Source organism: Parapedobacter defluvii (assembly GCF_014642075.1).
GTDB lineage: Bacteria > Bacteroidota > Bacteroidia > Sphingobacteriales > Sphingobacteriaceae > Parapedobacter > Parapedobacter defluvii.
Genome location: NZ_BMIK01000001.1, coordinates 891,534 through 912,138, shown reverse-complemented (window position 1 = coordinate 912,138; position 20,605 = coordinate 891,534). Strand labels below are relative to the sequence as shown.

The 20,605-nt window shown below is 47.5% G+C and carries 22 protein-coding genes and 1 pseudogene; 15 read left to right on the top strand and 8 right to left on the bottom strand.

Translation table 11 applies throughout. From position 1 onward, the window contains the following. Window position 1: 1 nt before the first annotated feature. The 3 genes from IEX60_RS03425 to IEX60_RS03415 are packed head-to-tail and all read right to left on the bottom strand — an operon-like array spanning window position 2 to window position 1,806. Entirely contained in the window at window positions 2–541 is a 540-nt protein-coding gene (locus IEX60_RS03425) for a YceI family protein (protein WP_188747355.1), read from the bottom strand. Then, on the bottom strand, window positions 538–909 hold the full coding sequence (locus IEX60_RS03420) for a hypothetical protein (RefSeq protein ID WP_188747353.1): 372 nt from the start codon (window positions 907–909) through the stop codon (window positions 538–540). Before IEX60_RS03420 ends, IEX60_RS03425 begins: the two co-directional genes overlap by 4 nt. A gap of 42 nt (window positions 910–951) precedes the next feature. Beyond that, on the bottom strand, window positions 952–1,806 hold the full coding sequence (locus tag IEX60_RS03415; protein WP_229717394.1) for a hypothetical protein: 855 nt from the start codon (window positions 1,804–1,806) through the stop codon (window positions 952–954). On the opposite strand from IEX60_RS03415, the gene IEX60_RS03410 reads away from it, so the two are divergent. Both IEX60_RS03410 and IEX60_RS25095 read left to right on the top strand, forming a co-directional pair. Further along, the gene (locus IEX60_RS03410; RefSeq protein ID WP_188747351.1) at window positions 1,805–1,972 is read left to right on the top strand and encodes a hypothetical protein; all 168 of its coding nucleotides are present in this window, start codon (window positions 1,805–1,807) and stop codon (window positions 1,970–1,972) included. The two genes, IEX60_RS03415 and IEX60_RS03410, sit on opposite strands and share 2 nt — an antisense overlap. Further along, window positions 1,914–2,219 (top strand): annotated as a pseudogene (locus tag IEX60_RS25095) (RNA polymerase sigma factor); the annotation flags it as partial. The gene IEX60_RS03410 and the pseudogene IEX60_RS25095, both read left to right, overlap by 59 nt. A gap of 66 nt (window positions 2,220–2,285) precedes the next feature. Here IEX60_RS25095 and IEX60_RS03400 read toward each other — a convergent pair. Beyond that, window positions 2,286–4,793: a TonB-dependent receptor plug domain-containing protein gene (locus tag IEX60_RS03400; protein ID WP_188747349.1), complete on the bottom strand. Its 2,508-nt coding sequence runs from the start codon at window positions 4,791–4,793 to the stop codon at window positions 2,286–2,288. Window positions 4,794–4,961: 168 nt separating this feature from the next. Between IEX60_RS03400 and IEX60_RS03395 the strand changes: the two genes are divergently transcribed. After that, entirely contained in the window at window positions 4,962–5,960 is a 999-nt protein-coding gene (locus IEX60_RS03395) for a helix-turn-helix transcriptional regulator (protein WP_188747347.1), read from the top strand. Window positions 5,961–5,981: 21 nt separating this feature from the next. Continuing rightward, the gene (locus tag IEX60_RS03390) at window positions 5,982–6,269 is read left to right on the top strand and encodes a DUF2218 domain-containing protein (protein WP_188747344.1); all 288 of its coding nucleotides are present in this window, start codon (window positions 5,982–5,984) and stop codon (window positions 6,267–6,269) included. On the opposite strand, the gene ispF is transcribed toward IEX60_RS03390, so the two are convergent. Further along, window positions 6,263–6,745 (bottom strand): 2-C-methyl-D-erythritol 2,4-cyclodiphosphate synthase, encoded by a 483-nt coding sequence (gene ispF / locus IEX60_RS03385; protein ID WP_188747341.1) that lies wholly within the window; start codon window positions 6,743–6,745, stop codon window positions 6,263–6,265. The genes IEX60_RS03390 and ispF overlap by 7 nt on opposite strands. Window positions 6,746–6,876: 131 nt before the next feature. On the opposite strand from ispF, the gene IEX60_RS03380 reads away from it, so the two are divergent. Continuing rightward, window positions 6,877–8,436, top strand: coding sequence for an SUMF1/EgtB/PvdO family nonheme iron enzyme (locus tag IEX60_RS03380; RefSeq protein ID WP_188747339.1), 1,560 nt, complete (start codon window positions 6,877–6,879; stop codon window positions 8,434–8,436). A 149-nt stretch (window positions 8,437–8,585) separates the two neighbouring features. Here the strand turns inward: IEX60_RS03380 and IEX60_RS03375 are convergent, their stop codons facing one another. Continuing rightward, window positions 8,586–10,067, bottom strand: coding sequence for a DUF4270 family protein (locus IEX60_RS03375; protein ID WP_188747330.1), 1,482 nt, complete (start codon window positions 10,065–10,067; stop codon window positions 8,586–8,588). Between the two features lie 26 nt (window positions 10,068–10,093). Continuing rightward, window positions 10,094–10,924 carry a glycogen/starch synthase gene (locus IEX60_RS03370; RefSeq protein WP_188747327.1) on the bottom strand — a complete coding sequence of 277 codons (831 nt, stop codon included), beginning with the start codon at window positions 10,922–10,924 and terminating at the stop codon, window positions 10,094–10,096. 125 nt (window positions 10,925–11,049) lie between these two features. On the opposite strand from IEX60_RS03370, the gene panC reads away from it, so the two are divergent. The 9 genes from panC (at window position 11,050) to IEX60_RS03325 (ending at window position 18,777) form a co-directional block, all read left to right on the top strand. Next, complete coding sequence (gene panC, locus IEX60_RS03365) at window positions 11,050–11,919, top strand: pantoate--beta-alanine ligase (protein WP_229717393.1); 870 nt, start codon at window positions 11,050–11,052, stop codon at window positions 11,917–11,919. A gap of 376 nt (window positions 11,920–12,295) precedes the next feature. Then, the gene (gene panD, locus IEX60_RS03360) at window positions 12,296–12,643 is read left to right on the top strand and encodes an aspartate 1-decarboxylase (protein ID WP_188747325.1); all 348 of its coding nucleotides are present in this window, start codon (window positions 12,296–12,298) and stop codon (window positions 12,641–12,643) included. 123 nt (window positions 12,644–12,766) lie between these two features. Then, the gene (locus IEX60_RS03355) at window positions 12,767–13,132 is read left to right on the top strand and encodes a DUF8478 family putative metalloprotein (RefSeq protein WP_188747322.1); all 366 of its coding nucleotides are present in this window, start codon (window positions 12,767–12,769) and stop codon (window positions 13,130–13,132) included. A gap of 120 nt (window positions 13,133–13,252) precedes the next feature. Next, complete coding sequence (locus tag IEX60_RS03350; protein ID WP_188747320.1) at window positions 13,253–15,556, top strand: TonB-dependent receptor; 2,304 nt, start codon at window positions 13,253–13,255, stop codon at window positions 15,554–15,556. Between the two features lie 35 nt (window positions 15,557–15,591). Then, a complete protein-coding gene (locus IEX60_RS03345; protein ID WP_188747318.1) occupies window positions 15,592–16,044 on the top strand; it encodes a thioredoxin family protein in 453 nt (150 codons plus the stop codon). Between the two features lie 101 nt (window positions 16,045–16,145). Beyond that, window positions 16,146–16,724: a CAP domain-containing protein gene (locus IEX60_RS03340; RefSeq protein ID WP_188747316.1), complete on the top strand. Its 579-nt coding sequence runs from the start codon at window positions 16,146–16,148 to the stop codon at window positions 16,722–16,724. Window positions 16,725–16,845: 121 nt separating this feature from the next. Then, window positions 16,846–17,421, top strand: coding sequence for an FKBP-type peptidyl-prolyl cis-trans isomerase (locus IEX60_RS03335; RefSeq protein WP_188747315.1), 576 nt, complete (start codon window positions 16,846–16,848; stop codon window positions 17,419–17,421). 25 nt (window positions 17,422–17,446) lie between these two features. Then, window positions 17,447–18,343, top strand: coding sequence for an FKBP-type peptidyl-prolyl cis-trans isomerase (locus tag IEX60_RS03330; protein ID WP_188747313.1), 897 nt, complete (start codon window positions 17,447–17,449; stop codon window positions 18,341–18,343). Window positions 18,344–18,504: 161 nt separating this feature from the next. Then, on the top strand, window positions 18,505–18,777 hold the full coding sequence (locus tag IEX60_RS03325) for a hypothetical protein (protein WP_188747311.1): 273 nt from the start codon (window positions 18,505–18,507) through the stop codon (window positions 18,775–18,777). On the opposite strand, the gene gldB is transcribed toward IEX60_RS03325, so the two are convergent. Then, window positions 18,774–19,808, bottom strand: coding sequence for a gliding motility lipoprotein GldB (gldB, locus tag IEX60_RS03320; RefSeq protein WP_308420726.1), 1,035 nt, complete (start codon window positions 19,806–19,808; stop codon window positions 18,774–18,776). The two genes, IEX60_RS03325 and gldB, sit on opposite strands and share 4 nt — an antisense overlap. Before the next feature lie 67 nt (window positions 19,809–19,875). On the opposite strand from gldB, the gene IEX60_RS03315 reads away from it, so the two are divergent. Then, window positions 19,876–20,583, top strand: a complete 708-nt coding sequence (locus tag IEX60_RS03315) for an outer membrane beta-barrel protein (RefSeq protein ID WP_188747309.1) — start codon at window positions 19,876–19,878, stop codon at window positions 20,581–20,583. The last annotated feature ends 22 nt before the right edge of the window (window positions 20,584–20,605 follow it).

Genomic DNA, 20,605 nt, shown 5'->3' with positions numbered 1-20,605 from the left:
ATCATTTTGGATAAGTAGCTGAGACTTCAACTTCGACTTCTTCGGCAATGTTTTTAACAACAACCCGCGGTATTTTGATGCCATGATTGGTTAGCTTCACGTTGAATTTAGCATGGGCATGTATGGCAGTATCGGTCACTTCGAGGGTCGCCTGCGTGGTATAACGTCTCTTCACGCCGTGGATATCCAAGTTTCCGACGACCGTTACCTGCTGTATACCTCCAACATTCCAGTCAATCTGCTCGTTGATTTTACCCCCAAATGTGGCATACGGATATTTCTCACTTTCAAGATAGTTTTCGTTGAAATGTTCCCGCATCAGTTGCTTTTCAAATTCAAAGGAAGTGACCGGTACCTTGAATGCGACCTCATAAGTTGTGATACCCAATGCCGAGACCGCTTTTGACGTCACCGCGGCAATGTTTTCCAGCGGTGCCTCAGAGAAAAAAGAAACGCGACTGGCTTTATCCACCAAGATATCCTGTGCCGCCACTTGGCGGCACAGGAATAACACGAAAAACCAAACAATTAGTTTTTTCATTGGGGGGCACCTTTGTCAATCCATGCCTTTAATAACTCGAACTGCCTATTGGTCAAACTTCCGTCTTGCGGCATGATCTTACGCACAATGACCGCATCATTGATGCGCGCCAGATTATCACGCACGGAACCATATCCCGAAAAAACCCATTGAACCGTACCTGGCCCTGATCCGGTATGGCAACTGCTGCAACGGGATTGAAATAATCCCCCCGCAAAGTTTGCATAGGTCACATTATCCACTGTTACCCCCTCTCCTCCGTTCCCCGGTGGAGGTTCAGGACTGGGACCGTCGCCGTCTTTCCCACAGCCGGCCAGGCAGCACGTCACGAATAGGAACCATGCAGTACGTTTTACGATCTGCTTCATAGCGTATAGAATATAGCGTTAGTTTTTAGTTACTTGTATCGCCTAAGGCGCTGTAGCTTCCGGCGAATCGGGATTCAACACCGGCCAGATTCCCAGCGCCGGAAAATCAATTCCTTTGGTCTCTCCCCGAGCGCCATCCTGCCCAAAATAGTAGAGTGGCCATCCCTTATAGGTGAGCTGCGTCCGCCCGAATACGGATATTTCCGCAAAATCTTCCGGATCGGTGGTGGAAGGTACCGATTGGACATCCGATTCGTAAACCGGCCACACGCCGTTGTTACTGAAATCTTCTCTGGTAAAATTGTTCGTATTATACCGGTCGTTGACAAAGCCGTACAAGGTCCTTCCAAAGGCATCTACCAGGTATGATGTCAGTCCTTCACCGGGCATCAGATCAGCCGTATAGGCCGTGCCGTCGCCTCCTACCAGTTGGTTCTGCACCAGCAACACCGAATAGTCCGGTTTGGCCACGAACCAATTGCCGCCTACACCATCCCCCCGTATGTCACCCGGCACTTCGTCGTTGGCGTAGTAGTACAATGGCCAGCCTTTGTACGTGGTTTGCAGCGAACCGTCGGCTAAGGTGGTAGTGCCGATGTCTTCGCTGTCGATCCCCTCGCTGGAAGCTGCATGACTGCTGTAGTATTTCGGCCATAGCGTCAGACAATTACCCGCACACGCAGAATTTCCATCCGCATCCCGTGAGAAAATGTACAAAACCTGCCCCGCACTGTCTGTAAGGATCTGACCGAATGTTGCATCGGCTTTCACCAAAATCCCCGTTTGTAAGGGTCCCGGTTCGGGTTGATCGTCGTCATTGCAGGAAACGCCCGTGAAGCAAATTGCCACGACCATTGTCCATGCAATTCGAATGGGATTGAATTTCATCGTTACCATGATATCATCAATTTTAGGACTGTTTTATATTCCACAATACGGCAGCTACCGAAGATTGGTTGCCTCCCTTTCCGGAATAAAAAAAATAATTTCCGCAAGGCAACCTTTTGCTGAAATTCAACGTATTATTGCTAAAAACTGGAAAAAAACGCTTGCCGACAGTTAATGAAGAAGTAGTACAAAAGTATATTGCCGGTTGCCGAAAGCACGATCAAGAAAGCCAATATGCTTTGTTCAGGCATTTCCACAGCTATGCTATGGGTATATGCCGGCGGTATGCCCGCAACTCGGACGAAGCATCGGATATCCTGAGCGAAAGTTTCCTGAAAATATTCAGCCACATTGACCGCTTTGACGAATCGAAACCTTTTACCTCGTGGATGGGCAAAATCATCACGAATACGGCCATTGACTACCATCGGGCAAGTCTCAAATTTGTACAACAGGATGATGTAACGGAACATAGTGTATACTCGTATTTATTGGTTCCTTTTGATGAAAAAATACCGGAGCTTGACCGCGAAACTTCTTCCGGGCTTCTGCAAACTAAAATTGTCGTACAGCATGGCATCTTCAATGTTCCGTACCTCAAAGGAGATGTTGTACTTCCCATTCTGCATGATGTAGGTCGCGGTAAAATCACTGAACAATTGTTTGGGGATAAAATCCTTGGACGACCGATCGCCATACGCCAGGGCGTTCCGGTAGATTTTATCTACGTAATTGAGCGTATAATTCAGGTTAAGTGTATTTCCTGTGCCAAACAGATCGTGCAGGTAATAAGCTGCGTCAGCATTCCAGAAGAAATAGGGAAGATTGGGCATCCGATAGCCGTAATTGCCATTTTCTATCTTCCCTGCCTCGTCGGAAAAATAGGATTTGTCACGGATATCCATGTAGGTCAGGGTCGCTCCGATGGTTGCCTTATTTTTGTAATACAATCGCCCCTCTATGTCGGTGCCCAGGCGCGTTACCCGGCCATGGTTGGTGCGCCGGTAAATGGAATTACCGTTTACGTCATCCCCAACCCTTGCCAATATCGTCTGTATGAAATTGTAGGTGTCCCGGTAATAGCCCGACCAATCCACATACACCGTAAAAGCGGGGTTCAGTTCCTTGTTCAGTGTAAAGCCGATGTTGTAATTATTGGATTCCTCCGGTTTCAGCTTGATATTCCCCTCTTCCAGTATCTCGTCCCCGAACAGTTCCCGGTCAGTGGGCAGGCGGTACGCTTTCTCGGCAGAAGCCTTCAATTGCAGGTCACGGAAAAAATAGGTGGTCGCAATTCCGTAGCCGATCTTTCCGGCGTCTTCCTTTCTGCGGTAGGTATATTCTGCAGCCGTCTCCGTATTGGTTCCCGTTTCCGGACCCGATGCCTTATTCAGGTAATGTTTGGCAAAAACATTGGTATTCCACTTCCGTTTAAACGTGTACCGGTATTCCAAACCCAGCGTATTCTTGAAACTGGTACGCGTCATGCTATCCGCAGCAGTTGGCAGATCCGGATAGATGGTCTGTGCAATGCTGGCAATATCGGGCTTACGCAGGTAATGCGTCAGTACGTTGTTGACCGCAATCGAATGGCTTTGGTTGATGCGGTACCCGATATTAACGGTGCCAGACTCGTTGCTGCTTGCGTATTCACTCAGTCCGAAACTGGCCTCTCCATAGGAATTACTCAACCCCCGCAAATCTTTGATCAGCCTTCTGTCCCCGCTCCAGCTGTATTTGTAGGAAGTCGTGTCAACACTCCCGGCCTTCTCGTAGTTATAATTTCCCGTCACCCGCACACTCAATCCATCCACAATCAGGTTCCGCTTGTCATACACAAACGAAGGCAGCACGGATCTGCTGTGCGCGGTACGTTCGCCATAGACAAATTTCATCTCCGCCCCATTCTGGACATCCTTATGCACCTGCCCCATGGTAAGCCCCAAGAGCAGCCGGTCTGCCCAGGGTTTGCCGACAATGCCTACCTTCGCGATAAGGGTCTCATTCCGATAGGTGTCGTGGAAACGCCTGAACCAAGCCGAGTCCGGCGACCAGGAAGAACCGGATTGCCAGGGTATGGTGTTGCCATTTTCATCCGTTCCAGGCGTTTTTTCGGCCGCAAAGATGCGATAGGTGGTCTTTACCTTATAATTATTGTCAGAATAGTTCTGGAAAGCACTCACCTGAAGGGATACCCCCGACTTAAACGTATGGTTGAAACTGACGTTACTCTTGTGAGTGTTGAACGATCCATAAGCGTAGGAAGCGTCTAGCGTGGTATTGCTGGTACGGTTGGTAACGATATTGATGACACCCCCCAATGCATCCGCCCCAAACTCGATCGGTACCACTCCTTTATACACTTCGATCCGCTCGGCCATGTTAACCGGTATATTGTTCAGCTGAAAAGCGGATCCCATCCCCTGCATGGGTACTCCGTCGATAAAAACACGGATGTTCCGGCCTGTAAACCCATTGAGGGTAATGCTCATATCCGATCCTACCCCGCCGGTTTCCCGGATTTTGACACCGGACGCCTTATCCAGCAAGTGCGCCAAATCCAGCGTGGAGTTATACTGCGATCTGGCATCCAGCGCCACCACATTGAACGGCGTCTCGCGTACCTCCGCGATGGCTGATTTACCCGTAATGACCACCTGATCGATCACCATGTTTGGATCGGATTTAAGCATCAAATGGCCGAGTTTATTTTCTCCGTTTTTTAAGGATACCGACACCGTTTTAGACAAATAGCCTATGGAAGAAACAACCAGTTCATATTCTCCTGGTTGCACTAACAGCACGAAATGGCCCTTATCATCTACTTCGGTGCTATACGAAGTGTTTCTTAAATGCACGACGGCCTCGGTCAGGGGATTGCCCTCGCTGTCATGTACATAACCGATGGCTTTCGCGGTTTCACGCCGTTGGGCATAAACCAATGAGATGCACAATAAAAAACATACAAAGGCAGGCCGAATAAGATTAACTATCATTTCAATTGTAAATTTTAACCATCCAAATACCGTATTTAGATTTATTATAAATAAATTTGCAGCAAAAATACGGTCTGCTTGAGGAGTCCGCTTGCGTGATCGGTATTATTATTTGTAAAAAAGGGTTAAGCTGCTGCCAATCCGAAATTACCAGATTGAAACAAATTCATGAAGTTGACCTCACGCATAATCGGTATACCGGGCTGGATCTACCACCTGGAAGTCGGCGATGATTATCTTCCTGATAGTGAGGTTAAAGAAGGGATCAATACCCTAGACCATCCAGCCGTCCGGTACATGGAGGCCCATTACCTGACCACGTCGGGACTGATTATTGCCAACTGCAAAATGAGCTTTCGAAAAGATACCGAAGATATTTTTCGCGTTGAGGGCAGCAATATCCTACTCAACTTCGGCTTAAATGGGACGATCGAATTTGAAGTCGAAAGCCTGGATCCGCTTCATCCCGCCACATTGAAATACCATAACATCTCTTATACTCCCGATTTCAACGGACGGTACCTGATGCCGGCAGGACAGGAAATCCATTATGTCTGCATTATTCTTTCGGAGAATTTCTATTTTAATCTGATCCGCAAAGAATCAATACTGCATCAGGATTTTGTCACTAAGGTCCAAAAGAAAGAGCACACCTATTTTTCACCGGGGCCATTTAAACTCACGCCAGCCGTCAAATGCGTACTGGCCGAGATTACGGCGGCCAATAGGCAGGGTAGGCTTTCCCGGCTGTTGCTGGAAGCCAAAATAAAGGAAATACTGGTCATCCAACTGGAGCAATTTTTATCCCTTGTACAGCCGGAAACGGGTAGTTTGCCTATCCCCGCTTCGGATATACCCAAACTCGTGGAAGCCCGGCAGATTCTGGATGATCATTTCGTAAACCCTCCGCTCATTCCCACCCTTTCCAAATTGGTCATGCTCAACGAATATAAATTAAAGGTGGGCTTCAAAGCGTATTACAACCAAACCATCTATCAATATGTGATTCACAAAAAGATGAAACTGGCCCTTTCGCTATTGAAAGACGGGCAACACACAATCAGCGAAATAGCCTACGAAGTCGGCTATCGGGATATTTCCCATTTTTCCAACGCGTTCCTGAAATACTATGGCTACCGCCCAAAAGATATCTTAGTCCGAAAATAAACAGCAAACAGGCATATCTATATGAAACGTTCCACCACACACATCCGCACCTCCCTGGCCAGCAGTTACATTGGCAAGTTATGCCGGCATTTCCGGCATAAAATCGAAACCGAATATACCGAAACAACCGGTCGTGCGGTTTTTCCCCAGGGCATCTGTTCCATGACTGCTCAGCCGGAAATGCTTGTCTTCGAAATCGAAGCGACCAATACGGAGGCACTTGAGCAAATCAAAGGTGTATTGATACGACACTTACTGAAGTTTTCCTATAAAGAAACCCTCGAAATCGAGTGGCAGGATGATTACTGATTCCGTTCGATCAGACAGACGGCATAGGCCACAACCCCTTCTTGCCTGCCGACAAATCCCATGGTTTCATTGGTGGTCGCTTTGATGGATACATCGTCCACCGATAAGCCCGCAGCCTTTGCAATGTGCTCCTTCATTTGGGGGATGTAGGGTTTTATTTTGGGAGCTTCCAGACATAGCATGGCATCCACATTACCCAAAGTCCATCCTTTGTCGTTAAGCAAGCGCACGCATTCCGTCAACAACACCAAACTACTGATGCCCCGCCACCGTTCATCCGTATTGGGAAAATGATGCCCGATATCACCCAAATTGGCCGCGCCTAAAAGGGCATCGCATATCGCATGCACCAGTACGTCGGCATCGGAATGTCCGAAAGCACCGGAATGATGCGCCACCTGTACTCCTCCCAGCATAAAGGGATGGTCTTCCTTCAACTGGTGCACGTCAAAACCGAATCCTACTTTTATTTTCATGATCTCCCAAACATAGCCAATTACCCGTACAATCTCAAATGGTATGAAATTTGAGTCAAAACGATGCAATTAACTTCAATAAATTTATTTAATTTTGGTTTCTGGAAAGAACGTGCCTTTTGATATACCGAATGAAGACAAGAAATACATATTTTATCCCTTTCCTTATATTGTTATTTTGCGGGATATTTATCACTGCCTGTAAGAACCGAAGTGGCGTATCGTCTAAAACCGGCGTTGCCTACAATGACCCATATAATGGTGGCTTACAAATAAATAGAAAGGTAAAGGAAGGTCCCGGACCGGGATTAGTGGTCATCGAGGGAGGTACCTTCGTAATGGGAGGTAGCTTAAACGAAGACATTACGTATGCACATGACAATCTGAAGCGCCGGGTAACGGTAGCATCTTTCTATATGGACGAAACCGAAGTATCCAATGCCGATTGGCTGGAATATCTTCACTGGCTCAACCAAAATTTCCCGGAAGACAAAGAACTTTATTACAATGCGCTACCGGATACACTGGTATGGCGTCAGCCCCTTTCTTACAACGAACCGTATGTAGACCTCTACCTCCGCCATCCCGCATACCAGGATTATCCCGTGGTGGGGGTAACGTGGGAACAGGCTAATGACTACTGCATTTGGCGCACCGACCGTGTCAACGAGCACATTCTCCGCCAAAAAGGAGCGTTGGTTGGATACCGGGAGCTGGCTGAATCCCAGGCTCGTCCCAACGAACCGTTCAACACCGATATTTACCTCAATGGCCAATACCGGGGGGAAGGCATCGACGGTGAAAAGATGCCAAAAGACAATAGACCGGGTGCTGAAGATGGTGCCCGCCGGCCCGTGCGAATGGAAGACGGTGTACTTAAGCAACCCTACCGGTTGCCCACGGAAGCGGAATGGGAATATGCGGCGTTGGGACTCGTCGGAAACACCGAATACGGCAACATCGAAAGCGGCAAGGTATATCCCTGGAATGGGTTGGGCGTGCGGTCACCGAAGAGGCGGACCCAGGGGCTCATGATGGCCAACTTTAAAGCCACCGGTGGTGACAATATGGGGGTCGCCGGGTACCTAAATGACGGCGGAGACATCACGGTATCTGTAACAAGTTACCTTCCCAACGATTATGGTCTGTATAACATGGCTGGCAATGTAAACGAATGGGTAAGGGATGTGTACCGGCAATTGTCTTATGAGGACTTCGAAGATTTTAATCCATTCCGTGGCAACGTCTATATGGACAAGGCCTATGAGGATGCTGACGGTACGCTCGCCAAAGATAAATATGGCCGGCCGATCCGGGTACCTGCTAAGGCACCCAGGAAACAAACATGGGAGGAGCTACAGGCCTCGGCCGCCGATTCCGCAAGTGTTGCGTTTAACAACGATGTACGGGGATATGCCGACGAAGCCAACAGCGAACTCTATGGCGTTACGACCTTGGTCAACGATAAATCAAGGGTATATAAAGGCGGTTCCTGGAATGATCGTGCGTATTGGCTTAACCCTGCCACCCGCCGTTTTATGCAGCAGGACGAATCCAATGCCATGACCGGCTTCCGCTGTGCGATGACATTGGTTGGTTCGCCGGAGATAAACACCAAAGTCAAACCCAGCTTCCCTGCAAACCGGAAGCACAGCCAACAATCCGATAAAAAAGTATTGGGGATATTCTGATCTTCTGCCACGGATGCACGAATGTATGCGGAAGATTAGTGTTTATCTGTGCACCAGTGGCGTTTATGGTAGCCACGGATACACGACGAATGCCCACGGATGATTCGTGTATCCGTGGGCATCAAGTAGTCTTTGCGTTTGCCAGCGTGTTAATCTCCGACCTGCGTATAGTAAATGTTCAATTGCATTTTAGCACCTACCGCTTCCCCATTCCGGAGAATCGCCCGGCTGCCTGTGTTCAGCACCGGGTAATAAGGTACCGTCCGATCATCAGAAAGGGCCGCCGGAGCGATAAAAAACTCATTACTATTTATTTTTCCCAATAACAGGTCCTGGATGTAGGATGTCAGATGAAACACATAGCGGCGCTTGTCCCGGTCAATTGCGCCACCGAAAGCACGCCAGTTGCCGCCGGATCGATAAAAGATGCTACGGCCATCGCCGACAAAATTGGTCCCATTGGTACGTGAATCACCATCCGGCACGGGTTGCCGTTGCCCAGCGATGTCTTCACGGTATAACGTAAGCCTCGGTGCAGGAATATCCCACTCCACTCCTTCCGCCTCGTCCAAATACAGCACCAGTTCGGCTTTGTTTACCGCAATATTGCGTCCTTTCAGCTTATCGATGTAAGGAATCCGCAACCGGGTACGAAGTCCTGCAGGCGCCTGCAGGTATAATTTTTCAAAATTTCCTTCGGGATTCTCCAACTGGGCCTGTACATCGGCGGTATAGGTACGCCGGATACTTGAAGTAAGCCGTCGATACGTAGTGGTATTATAACCGTCCGATGCAGTTACCGTTGTCGGTAGGAATGTCCGGACGGTGTCGATACCGGCATCGTCCCCTTCCTTTCCATTGGGCTGCCGGTAAGTAAGCTCGATTCCGGTTGTGCCAGAAACACCCTGAAAGGTCACAATTCCGCCTATTCCTGACATTGCGCTTTCATCCACGCTTACGTAAAGCCCCTTGACATGATTATTGAAACCAGCTTCGGTGGACAGTGTTGCCGAATCAACCGTATTGCTGAACAATGATCTGAAAAACTCAGCAGATAGCGATATACGCAGTTGTGGGATATCTTTTATCGTTGAATCTTTCCCGTCAATGTATTTACGTACCTGCACACTGTCGCTCAGCTTATACGCAAACCGGGGTACGGTTTTAGTACCGATCACTTCTTCCTCGACCGACCATTGCTTGGTGGAATAGGTGCCGTCAGTATAAACCTCTTTCAACTGCCGTACCTGCAATGGGAACGTGGTATTGACCGTATCCCCAAAATATTCTCTTCCAAATGGGAGTACAAGAATCACCGAATCGATTTCCGCATCGGGGCGGATGCGTGGTGCAGATCCCGAAGAAGGCTTACCGATCGCCAGGGCGAGATCCGCAACTGTCTTTCCGATAGCCGGATCGTCAAACCAGCCGAATGCGGTTTGACTAAAAGAAGATGAACGGGTGCTGTCATCCAGCAAGGTGACTGCTTGCAACGTCAGCGAATCGATTATGTCACCGGTTATCTGATCATCGGGGTCTACATCCAGTCCGATTCCCGAAGGGTTCGTACAACCTCCCAAAACAAAAAGACTTATCAACAGGGTTAATAAGTCCTTGGTATGATTCCTCATTCGTAACAAGAATATTAAATCCAAAATTATGCTTCTACTTCCGTCTCAAGCTCCACGCTTGAAAATTGTTCGTAAAGGTTGCAATAATTTTCGAATTCTTGGTTATCATCCACCTCAAATGACAGAATATCGCTCTTTTTAACAATATTTAACAGTTGTTTATCGACATCGTCACCCGTGAGAACCACGGCATCGGAATAAGCTAATGCACCCTGGTACAGCCCCGCATAATCGCCGGAACCATAGGGAGCTACATCATCGGCCGTCATATTACCGGTGAGCGCAATTTCTGCAAAATTTTCACCCAAGGAATGGTTAAACTCTTCCTTATACAGGGAATAAATCACCTTTGCATCCTTAAAAGTCGGATCGTCTTTATACGCTGTTTTTAGGTAAGCTGGAATCAGCGTACTCATCCACCCATGGCAATGGACCACATCTGGTGCCCATCCCAATTTTTTTACCGTTTCCAGTGCCCCCTTACAGAAAAACACGGTACGTTCGTTGTTGTCTTCGAAAAACTTTCCGCACTCATCACAGAATACATGCTTGCGTTGGAAATATTCCTCGTTGTCGAGAAAATACACCTGCATGCGTGCTGCCGGAATGGAAGCAACTTTAATAATCAACGGATTGTCGTTATTGTCTACGACAATGTTCATCCCAGACAGCCTAATCACCTCGTGTAAGCGGTTCCGGCGCTCGTTGATGTTCCCGAAGCGCGGCATCAGAATCCGGATTTCATATCCTTTTTCCTGCATGGCCTGGGGCAATTGTCGGGTGATTTCAGAAATTTTACTTAGTTCGAGGAAAGGCGACATCTCGTGGGTAACAAACAAAATCTTCGTTTTTGCCATCTCCAATTATTTGTGTATTAATTTTATTAGCAAAGTAAAACCGGTTTGCAAAGATAATCATTTTTTGTCAACATACCAATTAGTTAGCTGTATCGTTAATAAAATAAACCAAAAAATTAGCACTTTTGCCAAACAAAAAACTGTTTAACCTGTTGGAAACTGCTAGAACCAAAACGTTGTTGCACGCCACACTGCAACCGTACCGGAACCAGGGAAAGCGTATTGCTTTTGTCCCCACAATGGGCGCGCTGCATCAAGGCCATATCGCACTCATTCATCACGCCCGAACCCTTGCGGATGTGGTAGTTTGCAGCATCTTCGTTAATCCTACGCAGTTCAACGATCCGAAAGATCTGGAAAAATATCCCCGACCCATCGAAACCGATATCCGCATGTTACAGGATGCGGCTTGCGATGTCCTCTTTCATCCGGAAGTAGCCGAGATGTATGGGGCCGACGAATCCTGGCAGTTAGATTTAGGCCATTTGGACCAGGTTCTTGAGGGAATGCACCGGCCGGGGCATTTCCAAGGCGTCACCCAGATTGTAAAAAAACTATTGGATGCGGTGCAGCCGGATGTCGCCTGCTTTGGCCAAAAAGATTTTCAGCAATACAAGGTAGTGCAATACATGATTGATTCGCTACGGATCCCGGTGGCACTGGAAATGTGCCCTACCGTTCGGGAACCCGATGGCCTCGCTATGAGTTCACGCAATGTACGGTTAACAGTCCTGGGGCGGCAGCAGGCCCTGGCGCTTTACCGTACACTGCAGCAAACGAAAGCCGAGATTGGCAGAAAGAGCCTCAGCACACTCCGGAAAGAAGCAATCGCCACACTACGGAACAGTCCGGGGGTCCAATTGGAATACTTCGCCATTTACAGGGCAGACACATTCGAAGAGGCCCACGAGTTCACAGCCGGCCAACCCCTCGTTGCCCTGGTAGCCGCGTGGGTAGACGGGGTACGGTTGATCGACAATGTTTTGCTGCAATAATTTTTTGGATCATTCGATTGTATGAAGTAAATTTGAATCATTTCAGCTGACCGCTCTATTTTTGCCCCAACATTTCTAAATCTCCGTATCAGCTCCATATCAAGTAGGTACCTTCTATAGACATTCGCCGTACCTTCTTCGGAGTGAGTCCACGGTGAGTCCAGGGTGAGTCCAGGGTGAGTCCAACTTTTTATGGTAAATACGCGGACTCACCACGGGTACAACACGGTCTCTCTACTGATTCATAGTGAAGCAGGTATTAATCAGGTACGGGCCAGTAGTTAATCGATTAGAAGGAAGACATAAGAACCTTGGAACTCATGGCATTAGGAAATGTAAAAATACAACTAATTTTTATTTTCCGTATCTTTGTATCATGGTAATCGAAGTATTAAAATCAAAGATCCATCGCGTACGTGTTACACAGGCAGAATTAAACTATGTGGGCAGCATCACGATCGATGAAGATTTGATGGATGCGGCAAACATCATCGCTAATGAGAAAGTGCAGATTGTAAATAACAATAACGGCGCACGTTTCGAGACCTATGTGATCAAAGGCGAACGCGGATCGGGTACGGTATGCCTGAATGGTGCAGCTGCACGCCTTGTGCAGGTAGGAGATGTCATCATTATCATTTCTTACGCGCTTATGGACTTCGAAGAAGCAAAAAAATACGAGCCGACCTTAGTCTTCCCTGACCAAAATAATCACCTAACATAGCAGTTAAATCATTCATTCATAATAAGTTAATAATTTATTAATATTTTGTTAGGTCAATCAAACTTTTTATAAGTATATTTGCGGTGTGTCACTTGGCAAGGTGCCTCGTGCTTCGGCTTAACAATGAAATGGAATAACAACATACGCACACGGCTTGCCCTCCTTCAGGTAATTTTATTTTTCCTGATTACGGCTAGCGGTACCATCTTCATGCACAAGCATAAGACGGCCGACGGCCGGATTGTTATCCACACACACCCGTACAACCTCAAGAAAGACCCAGACGCTACCAAGCATCACCATTCGGATAGTGAAATTCACCTGCTGGATGTCGTTTTTCAGGGCAGTTTCCTTCAACCGAATTTCTTTTACTATGAGCAGCCGATCCTTACACCGGTCTGCATGACGTATGAACCGTTCCGGACGTCCCGTCCGCAAACCGATTTCTTACACGCCGTTTACCTCCGAGGCCCCCCTCCCACCTGTTAATCACTTTGCTCCTTACCATTTTCTTAGCTTAATAAGTTTATCAGGATACCCCCAGTGTACGGCCGTAACGTAGCCGCGAACAGCCGGGGATATTTGCTACACCCTATAGGATTAAATCAAATGAACACAATATATGCGGTATGGATCGCCGCTGTCTTTCTAATAGGTCCACTCGTTATATACGGACAGGCAACCTCCTCTATCAAGGGCTCCATAACCGACAAAAACGGGGATGCCGTACCCTGGGCTACAGTATCCATTCCTACCTTGCGCACCGGCACTACGGCAGACAGTGCAGGAAGGTATGTGTTGGCTGGCGTACCGGCCGGCAACTGGGAATTGGAGGTAAAATACGTGGGTTACCAGCCTTATCTTACCAAGGTACGTACCAATGGTTCCGCACCGGTAGAAAAGGACATCATACTGAGGGACGAAAGCGCATCGCTTGACGAAGTGGTGGTGTCGGGCACGATGAAAGAAGTTTCCAAACTGGACAGCCCGGTTCCTGTGGAGGTATATACCGCCAAGTTCTTCAAAGCCAATCCGGTGCCTTCGGTTTTCGATGCCTTGCAGAACATCAATGGCGTACGCCCTCAGCTCAACTGCAACATCTGTAATACGGGTGATATCCACATCAACGGACTCGAAGGTCCATACACCATGGTATTAATAGACGGCATGCCCATTGTCAGTGGTTTATCTACGGTATACGGCTTAAGCGGTATACCGCAATCGTTGATCGACCGTGTCGAAGTTGTCAAAGGCCCTGCCTCCACGCTATATGGAAGTGAAGCCGTTGGTGGCCTCATCAACATCATCACCAAAAATCCGAAAACGACGCCTCTTCTTTCTGTTGATGCCTTCGGCACCAGTTGGGGCGAAATCAATACCGACGTTGCCGTTAAATTCAATGTGAGCAACAAAATCCAGTCGCTGTTCGGCGCTAATTACTTCAATTACCAAAACCCGATCGACAATAACAACGACCACTTTACCGATGTGACCCTGCAACACCGCATATCGTTATTCAATAAGTGGAACTTCGAACGCAAAGAAAGCCGGGTATTTTCCTTTGCGGCCCGCTACATCTACGAAGACCGCTGGGGCGGCGAGATGAATTGGGAGCCCCGGTACCGGGGTGGTGACGAGGTATACGGCGAAAGCATTTACACCAGCCGGTGGGAGCTGTTCGGCACCTATCAGCTTCCGGTAAAAGAACACATCTTATTCATGTTCAGCGCCAATGGTCACGATCAGAACAGTGCCTATGGAGACACTCCTTTCCTTGCCGATCAATACATCGGATTCGGCCAGCTAACCTGGAATAAGCCCATAGGAAGCCACGATCTGTTGGCTGGATTGACCTATCGTTATACCTATTACGATGACAATACGGTGGTTACCGCCAATTCCAACAACCCGGATATCAATAAACCATCCGTCACCAATCTGCCTGGTTTTTTTCTTCAGGACGAAATTACCCTGAATGATCATCACAAGCTGCTGTTGGGTGCCCGGTATGACTACAATTCCATCCACGGCAGCATCCTGACGCCACGGGTCAATTACAAGTGGAATTCTGCGGATAAAAACAATGTGCTGCGCCTAAGTTTCGGCAACGGATACCGCGTAGCCAATGTATTTACCGAAGATCACTCGGCGCTGACGGGCGCGCGCGAAGTGATTTTTGAGGACGAACTGAAACCGGAAACCTCATGGAACGGCAACGTGAACCTCGTGAAAAAAATTCCCTTTGCCAGCGGTGGGATTATCGGCTTTGATGCGACCGTATTTTACACCTATTTTAACAACAAAATCATCGCAGATTACGACAGCGATGCTACCAAAATATTTTTCGGCAATCTGGATGGACATGCGGTTTCGCAGGGCGTCTCATTGAATGTTGACCTGGCATTGATGAATGGTCTTAAACTGAATGCCGGGGCCACGGCGATGGATGTATATAGCGTAGAAAACGGGCAAAAGACACAACAGCTGTTCACCGAGAAATTTACCGGTGTTTGGAGTGCCAGCTATACCTTTAGGCGGTTTGGCATTACGTTGGACTATACGGGCAACCTGTACGGCCCCATGCGGCTGCCCCTGCTTAGCGACGAGGACCCCCGGCCGGACCGTTCGCCCTGGTGGAGCATCCAAAACATCCAGGTGAGCAAGGCATTCGGCAATGGGATTGAAATTTATGGAGGTGTCAAAAACCTGTTGAACTGGACACCCAATAAGGGCGTTCCTTTTCTGATTGCCAGGCCGCACGATCCCTTCGACAAATTGGTGGATTGGGATGCAAACGGCCAACCGGCGGTGACCGCCGAAAACCCGTACGCGCTTACCTTTGACCCTTCGTACGTATATGCACCCAACCAAGGAGCAAGGGGCTTTATCGGCGTCCGTTATAGTTTGTATTAACAGCAAGGAGGCGTATGTTGTTCTTCAGAAAATTGATGGTAACGTTGATCATTACACTAGGAATGTGCCACGGCGCTGTGGGCCAACTACCGGCCACTTCCATCCATGCATTGACAGACAGCATACGTCTTCATCCCAAGCCCGGTCTGATCCTGATTTCGACCCGTTGGTGCACCTATTGCCAGCTGCAAAAGGCACAACTCAAAAAAAACAAAGATTTTCAGGCCGCCTCCCCTTATTTCTATTTTTCGGAGCTTGATGCGGAAACCTCGGAAAACATCACGTTCAACGGCAGAACCTATGCATTCCAGCGTACCGGAGTAGGCACAGGCATTCATGAGCTCGCTTATGCACTCGGAAACGCCGACAACCGGCTGGCCTTCCCCACTTGGGTACTTATTGACGAGCGTTTCAACATCCTCCTTACATATCCCGGCGTATTGGATAAAAAGGCCCTAACTGAATTGATCAAAAAGCTGCAGGAATAGCCAATTTTAATAGATCGTATAAAATCCAATATTAAATAGCAAGAAAATATTTGGAACAAATCGAAAAATTTCCTTTATTGCGAGAAATTTAACAGCTACCTATGTTAAAGCGATTGGTACCAGCGGTTTTCTGCTTATTAGCGGTGTTATCTGCGTGCGAGCCGAATGTGAGCGAATCGCTGGAACCTGTCTTACCTAAGGAATCTTCGGATCATTCCCTGGGTGGTGAAAAAGATGACCCTGCAGACTTACCTGTGGAAAACGACACAACGATTAGTTCCATGTTGAATGCCGTGAACGCGCTGCGCCAAACAGGCTGCGATTGCGGCGAACAATCCATGCCGGCCACCGGCAAACTGGTTTGGAATGTAAAGCTTTATGAAGCCGCATTGAACCACGCAAAGGACATGCACGCAAACAACTACTTCAGCCACACCAGCCCTTCGGGCGAAAATGTGTACCAGCGTCTCGTTGCCTCCGGTTACATTTCCAACGCAGGCAATATTCTTGCCTATGGAGAAAACATCGCTTTCGGCGATTTTGATTTAGATAAGGCCATCCAAAAGTGGTTAACAAGCCCCAGCCATTGCGCCAACATGATGCGGGATACCTACGAGGAAATGGCCATTGCACACGAAGGCAATTACTGGGTACAGGTTTTCGGAGCCAAAAGAAAATAAACCACACTGTAGCAAAGAGGCATCTGCTCCCGTTAACGTTCATATGTTAAATTGTGTTAAGGAGCTAATTAATCAGATTATTTAAATAACTTTGCGGCTCGCGAAGTTGAAAACAAACAACATGAAAAAATTAAACGTACTTGTATTGGGGTTGATGGTGACTATAGGAGTTTCTTCGTGTATTAAAGATGGAGAGACGTTTGATCCGGCCGCACAATACCAACTAGAAAAACCCATTATTGAAGAATATGCCAAAGCGAACCTTTCGGCTCCTTCGTTCAATGAATCCTGGGGAATCTGGTATGAAATCATTGATCCGGGTGAACCTGGCTCTTATGAATACAAAGTTACCAGTCAGGGAGGCCTTGAGTTCCCAACGGTAACCGTAAAGTACACCGGGAAATTGCTCGATGGAACGGTGTTTGATTCAAAGCAAGAGGATGAAGGTGTGAAGCTTTCACTTGGCGGAAACATCATCACTGCTTGGCCGGTTGCGTTCTTCCCCCAAAAAATCGAAGACAATGACGTAAATGGATTAACTGTAAGTGGCCTTCAAAAAGGCGCCAAAATCCGATTCGTTACTCCGTCAAGATGGGCCTATGCCAATCAATCCAGTGGAAAGATACCTGCAAACTCTCCGCTTGATTTCGAAATCGAGGTTTTAGATATTGTGCCGCCAAGTGGATCCGGAAACTAATAGAAAAGCAGCTTTTCAAACACTGATGACGAAATCGATCCCTTGCATCCTTACCGTATTTATATTTTTGGCAGGTTGCGCAAAAAAAGAATACCAATCGTTTGAAGAATTGGATAATGCCAATATCCGGGAATATATCCGGGCCAACAACCTTAAAGTAAGCCAATACAAGGAAACCGATTTGTTTTACGAAGTGCTGGAAGAAGGAACGGGCAACCCAATCGATTACAAAAAGATGTATCCGGTTGTGTATACGGTGAAAAGCTTGGACGGCGTCTACAATTCGGCCGATACGCTGAGTTCCAGTAACCGCTATGCAGACTACTTTGGTTATTTCCCGTTTGGTTCAGCTTATGCAGGGACACCCACCGTGGAACGGGAAGGTGATTTCAAGGAAGTAATCCGTGAAGTACTCAAAAAGACCAATGGAAAGATACGGATTATCGTGCCTTCAAGACTAATGTACGGAAGAAACGGCAACCAAAGTCTTGGCATTCCATCCAACGCATCGTTAGATTATGTAGTGACTGTGCACGACAACTTTGTGGATTACGAGGATGGTGTGATTCAGCGCGCCATGACAAAAGCCGGATTAAACGTTGAAGACTTCACTAAACGCGAAGACAACAGTTATTACCACATCATCGAACCCGGAGACGGAGACCCCGTCTCAGCCGATTCAACCGTAACGGTAAATTACACGCTCAAAAACCCCGATGGCGCGGTAAAGAATTCTGGCACGGATGCCAAATTGAACCTGGCCGGGGGTACTGTTACCGGCTTTACGAAGATTCTTCCATTGATCAACAAAGGGGGAAAAATCCGTTTTTTCCTTCCAAGTACGTTGGGCTATGGGATACAAGGTGATTCCTCGATGCCTCCATTTATGTCGTTGGACTTTGAAGTTGAAGTAAAAAAGTAAAGGCGAATAAAAAAATCAAACATTAGTACGGAAGCCCGCGACCAAACATCGTGGGCTTTTTTATTCCACGGTACCTCGGACGTTGCGAATCACTTACGATAATAATTTTTGTGCTCCCATTTTTTTGACGATATTTGAAAGTCTATAGACAGTAAGTCACCATGGAAATTTTAATCACAGATACGCAACTTTATGAAGCCTTACGTGAAAAGGTTGGCAAAGAACAGGCGGAATTAATCGTCTCGAATATTAAATCACGGGTTAAGGTTGAGGTCGAATCTCAAACGAAAGGTTTAGCTACCAATGAACGGGTTGCTCAATTAGAAACTGCCTTAGTAAGAGAATTTAACAACAAATTATTGGTATATAGCGTAGGTACAGTGGTTGCTACAGTAATATCACTAGTGGTCCTAGCTCAATATTTCTTGAATTAATCTCCCCGATACCGTGCGCCATCCAATACGGTTTGTGCCTCTTCGATACGCAATAGGTCGGCTAAGGTTGTCTCGGGGTGCCGATCCATATACTTTTGGACCATTTTCCACCCGATGAATACCCCCAGTTTAGGGGCCGACTCGTTGTTTTCACCCAACTCAGGGGTAAATGGTGCTTCGCCAAGATATTTCTGTATGCGGTTGTAGTCTGCTTCGTATAAAAGATTTTCCTGTAAAAACCAAGCCCAGATGTCGCTTTCATAACGCTCAGCCCACTCCCACTGTTCGCGGGTATAACCGATTTTCAGTGTATCGGCTACATCGGGCATGCCCCGGTCCATTACGTACAGTATTTTCCCCTGATAGACCATGTGTTGAAGGAGGGTAACATCAAGGTCGTTCTGCGGGTACAGCTCTTCGCGGATATAGCTTTCCACCGTGCGTGGCACAATATTTTCAGGTGTAAACCGGCGGGAAAGGTAATAGGGAATACTTTCCCGCAGCGCTGGATAAAACTTGGAATCTGCCCCCAAAAACATATCCAACCCAATGCCCACGTAGTCTTCGCCAACGGGGGTTTGGACAGCAAACCCCGAAAAAAAGGCAATAAACCGTGGAATCGTCAGTGTTGGGAAATAATAGGTGAGGTGCTTGAATGCATCGGTCAGCCCTTCCTCCTGTGCGGCTAGATCCGGATACGTCTCATACACACTGGCCTTCAGGGCCCTGAAATCATCCGTCGCGATTACCTGCGTCAACGCAGGTACGATATGGGCGCTATCCAACGGATTACCTGCCTCCAGCATGTATTGCATGTAGTCGGCATAAAAATACCCGTACCGGTGCAGCCATTCGCGGTTCTTCGCAAGCACATTATCCGCATGCAGACTATCCAGCGCCCTGTCGAAGCGCTCAATCTGAATATCCACATCGATATGGCTTACGTCCACACGGGTTTCGCCGTTGCATGAAAACAGTACGATAATGAAAAAAAAGCCATAAATTTGCGGTACATTGATTTTGAGCATCATTTTTGTTCATCAACTTGGCAACGAAGGTAAGGATTTTAGTGGGGATGACGGAACGCAAATGACGCGGATGAAACAGATTTACACGGATATACTCAATCGTATGCACAGCAATATCTTACGACTTTTTCCTTTTGCTTTATTGTTATCGTTTATTTCCTTCCAGCAAAAAGGGTTGGCCCAGGATTACTACAGCTCCACCTACCAATACAAACCCCTATCATTCGGCATTACGTTTGCGCCGAATATGGGCTGGATGCGGTACGGAGACACCGAGGATCATGCCAGCAGTCCGAAATTCGGATTCGCTTACGGGCTGCTGGCTGATTTTGCTTTTACCGAAAACTACTATTTTTCTACTGGATTGTTGGTGAATACGCTGAACAACGACGCAGCATACCCTGATCCCGTATCCAGCGTACCCGGCACCTCAATTTCTAATGAATACAGGCTTCAATACGCTGAAATTCCGATATCCCTCAAACTGAAAAGCACGATGCGGTATTTCCGGAGCTATTACGGACAATTCGGCTTCACCGGCGGCATCAAACTCAATGCAAAGGAAAAAGTTGGCGGTACCTCTTCCCGTACTTCAATGGGTAACAATGCAGATTTCTTCCGGCTGGCGCTCCAGATCGGCGGCGGTGTGGAATGGCAGCTTGACCATAACTTGGTCATGATGACCGGTCTGAGTTTCAATAATGGATTTACCCGGGTCGTGAAGCAAGGTGAACCCCGGAACTCCTACGTGGCGTTTAATTTCGGTATCTTTTTCTAACGTTAACTTTCAAGCGTAACGT

Bases quoted from the DNA above. Each gene is read 5' to 3' on its own strand.
- IEX60_RS03350 (WP_188747320.1), top strand. From the start codon at position 13,253: ATGAACACAATATATGCGGTATGGATCGCCGCTGTCTTTCTAATAGGT.
- IEX60_RS03325 (WP_188747311.1), top strand. From the start codon at position 18,505: ATGGAAATTTTAATCACAGATACGCAACTTTATGAAGCCTTACGTGAA.
- IEX60_RS03380 (WP_188747339.1), top strand. From the start codon at position 6,877: ATGAAGACAAGAAATACATATTTTATCCCTTTCCTTATATTGTTATTT.
- IEX60_RS03335 (WP_188747315.1), top strand. From the start codon at position 16,846: ATGAAAAAATTAAACGTACTTGTATTGGGGTTGATGGTGACTATAGGA.
- IEX60_RS03425 (WP_188747355.1), bottom strand. From the start codon at position 541: ATGAAAAAACTAATTGTTTGGTTTTTCGTGTTATTCCTGTGCCGCCAA.
- IEX60_RS03390 (WP_188747344.1), top strand. From the start codon at position 5,982: ATGAAACGTTCCACCACACACATCCGCACCTCCCTGGCCAGCAGTTAC.
- IEX60_RS03355 (WP_188747322.1), top strand. From the start codon at position 12,767: ATGAAATGGAATAACAACATACGCACACGGCTTGCCCTCCTTCAGGTA.
- IEX60_RS03420 (WP_188747353.1), bottom strand. From the start codon at position 909: ATGAAGCAGATCGTAAAACGTACTGCATGGTTCCTATTCGTGACGTGC.
- IEX60_RS03330 (WP_188747313.1), top strand. From the start codon at position 17,447: ATGACGAAATCGATCCCTTGCATCCTTACCGTATTTATATTTTTGGCA.
- IEX60_RS03370 (WP_188747327.1), bottom strand. From the start codon at position 10,924: ATGGCAAAAACGAAGATTTTGTTTGTTACCCACGAGATGTCGCCTTTC.
- IEX60_RS03375 (WP_188747330.1), bottom strand. From the start codon at position 10,067: ATGAGGAATCATACCAAGGACTTATTAACCCTGTTGATAAGTCTTTTT.
- IEX60_RS03400 (WP_188747349.1), bottom strand. From the start codon at position 4,793: ATGATAGTTAATCTTATTCGGCCTGCCTTTGTATGTTTTTTATTGTGC.
- panD (WP_188747325.1), top strand. From the start codon at position 12,296: ATGGTAATCGAAGTATTAAAATCAAAGATCCATCGCGTACGTGTTACA.
- IEX60_RS03395 (WP_188747347.1), top strand. From the start codon at position 4,962: ATGAAGTTGACCTCACGCATAATCGGTATACCGGGCTGGATCTACCAC.
- ispF (WP_188747341.1), bottom strand. From the start codon at position 6,745: ATGAAAATAAAAGTAGGATTCGGTTTTGACGTGCACCAGTTGAAGGAA.
- gldB (WP_308420726.1), bottom strand. From the start codon at position 19,808: ATGATGCTCAAAATCAATGTACCGCAAATTTATGGCTTTTTTTTCATT.
- IEX60_RS03410 (WP_188747351.1), top strand. From the start codon at position 1,805: ATGATATCATCAATTTTAGGACTGTTTTATATTCCACAATACGGCAGC.
- IEX60_RS03345 (WP_188747318.1), top strand. From the start codon at position 15,592: ATGGTAACGTTGATCATTACACTAGGAATGTGCCACGGCGCTGTGGGC.
- IEX60_RS03315 (WP_188747309.1), top strand. From the start codon at position 19,876: ATGAAACAGATTTACACGGATATACTCAATCGTATGCACAGCAATATC.
- IEX60_RS03340 (WP_188747316.1), top strand. From the start codon at position 16,146: ATGTTAAAGCGATTGGTACCAGCGGTTTTCTGCTTATTAGCGGTGTTA.
- IEX60_RS03415 (WP_229717394.1), bottom strand. From the start codon at position 1,806: ATGGTAACGATGAAATTCAATCCCATTCGAATTGCATGGACAATGGTC.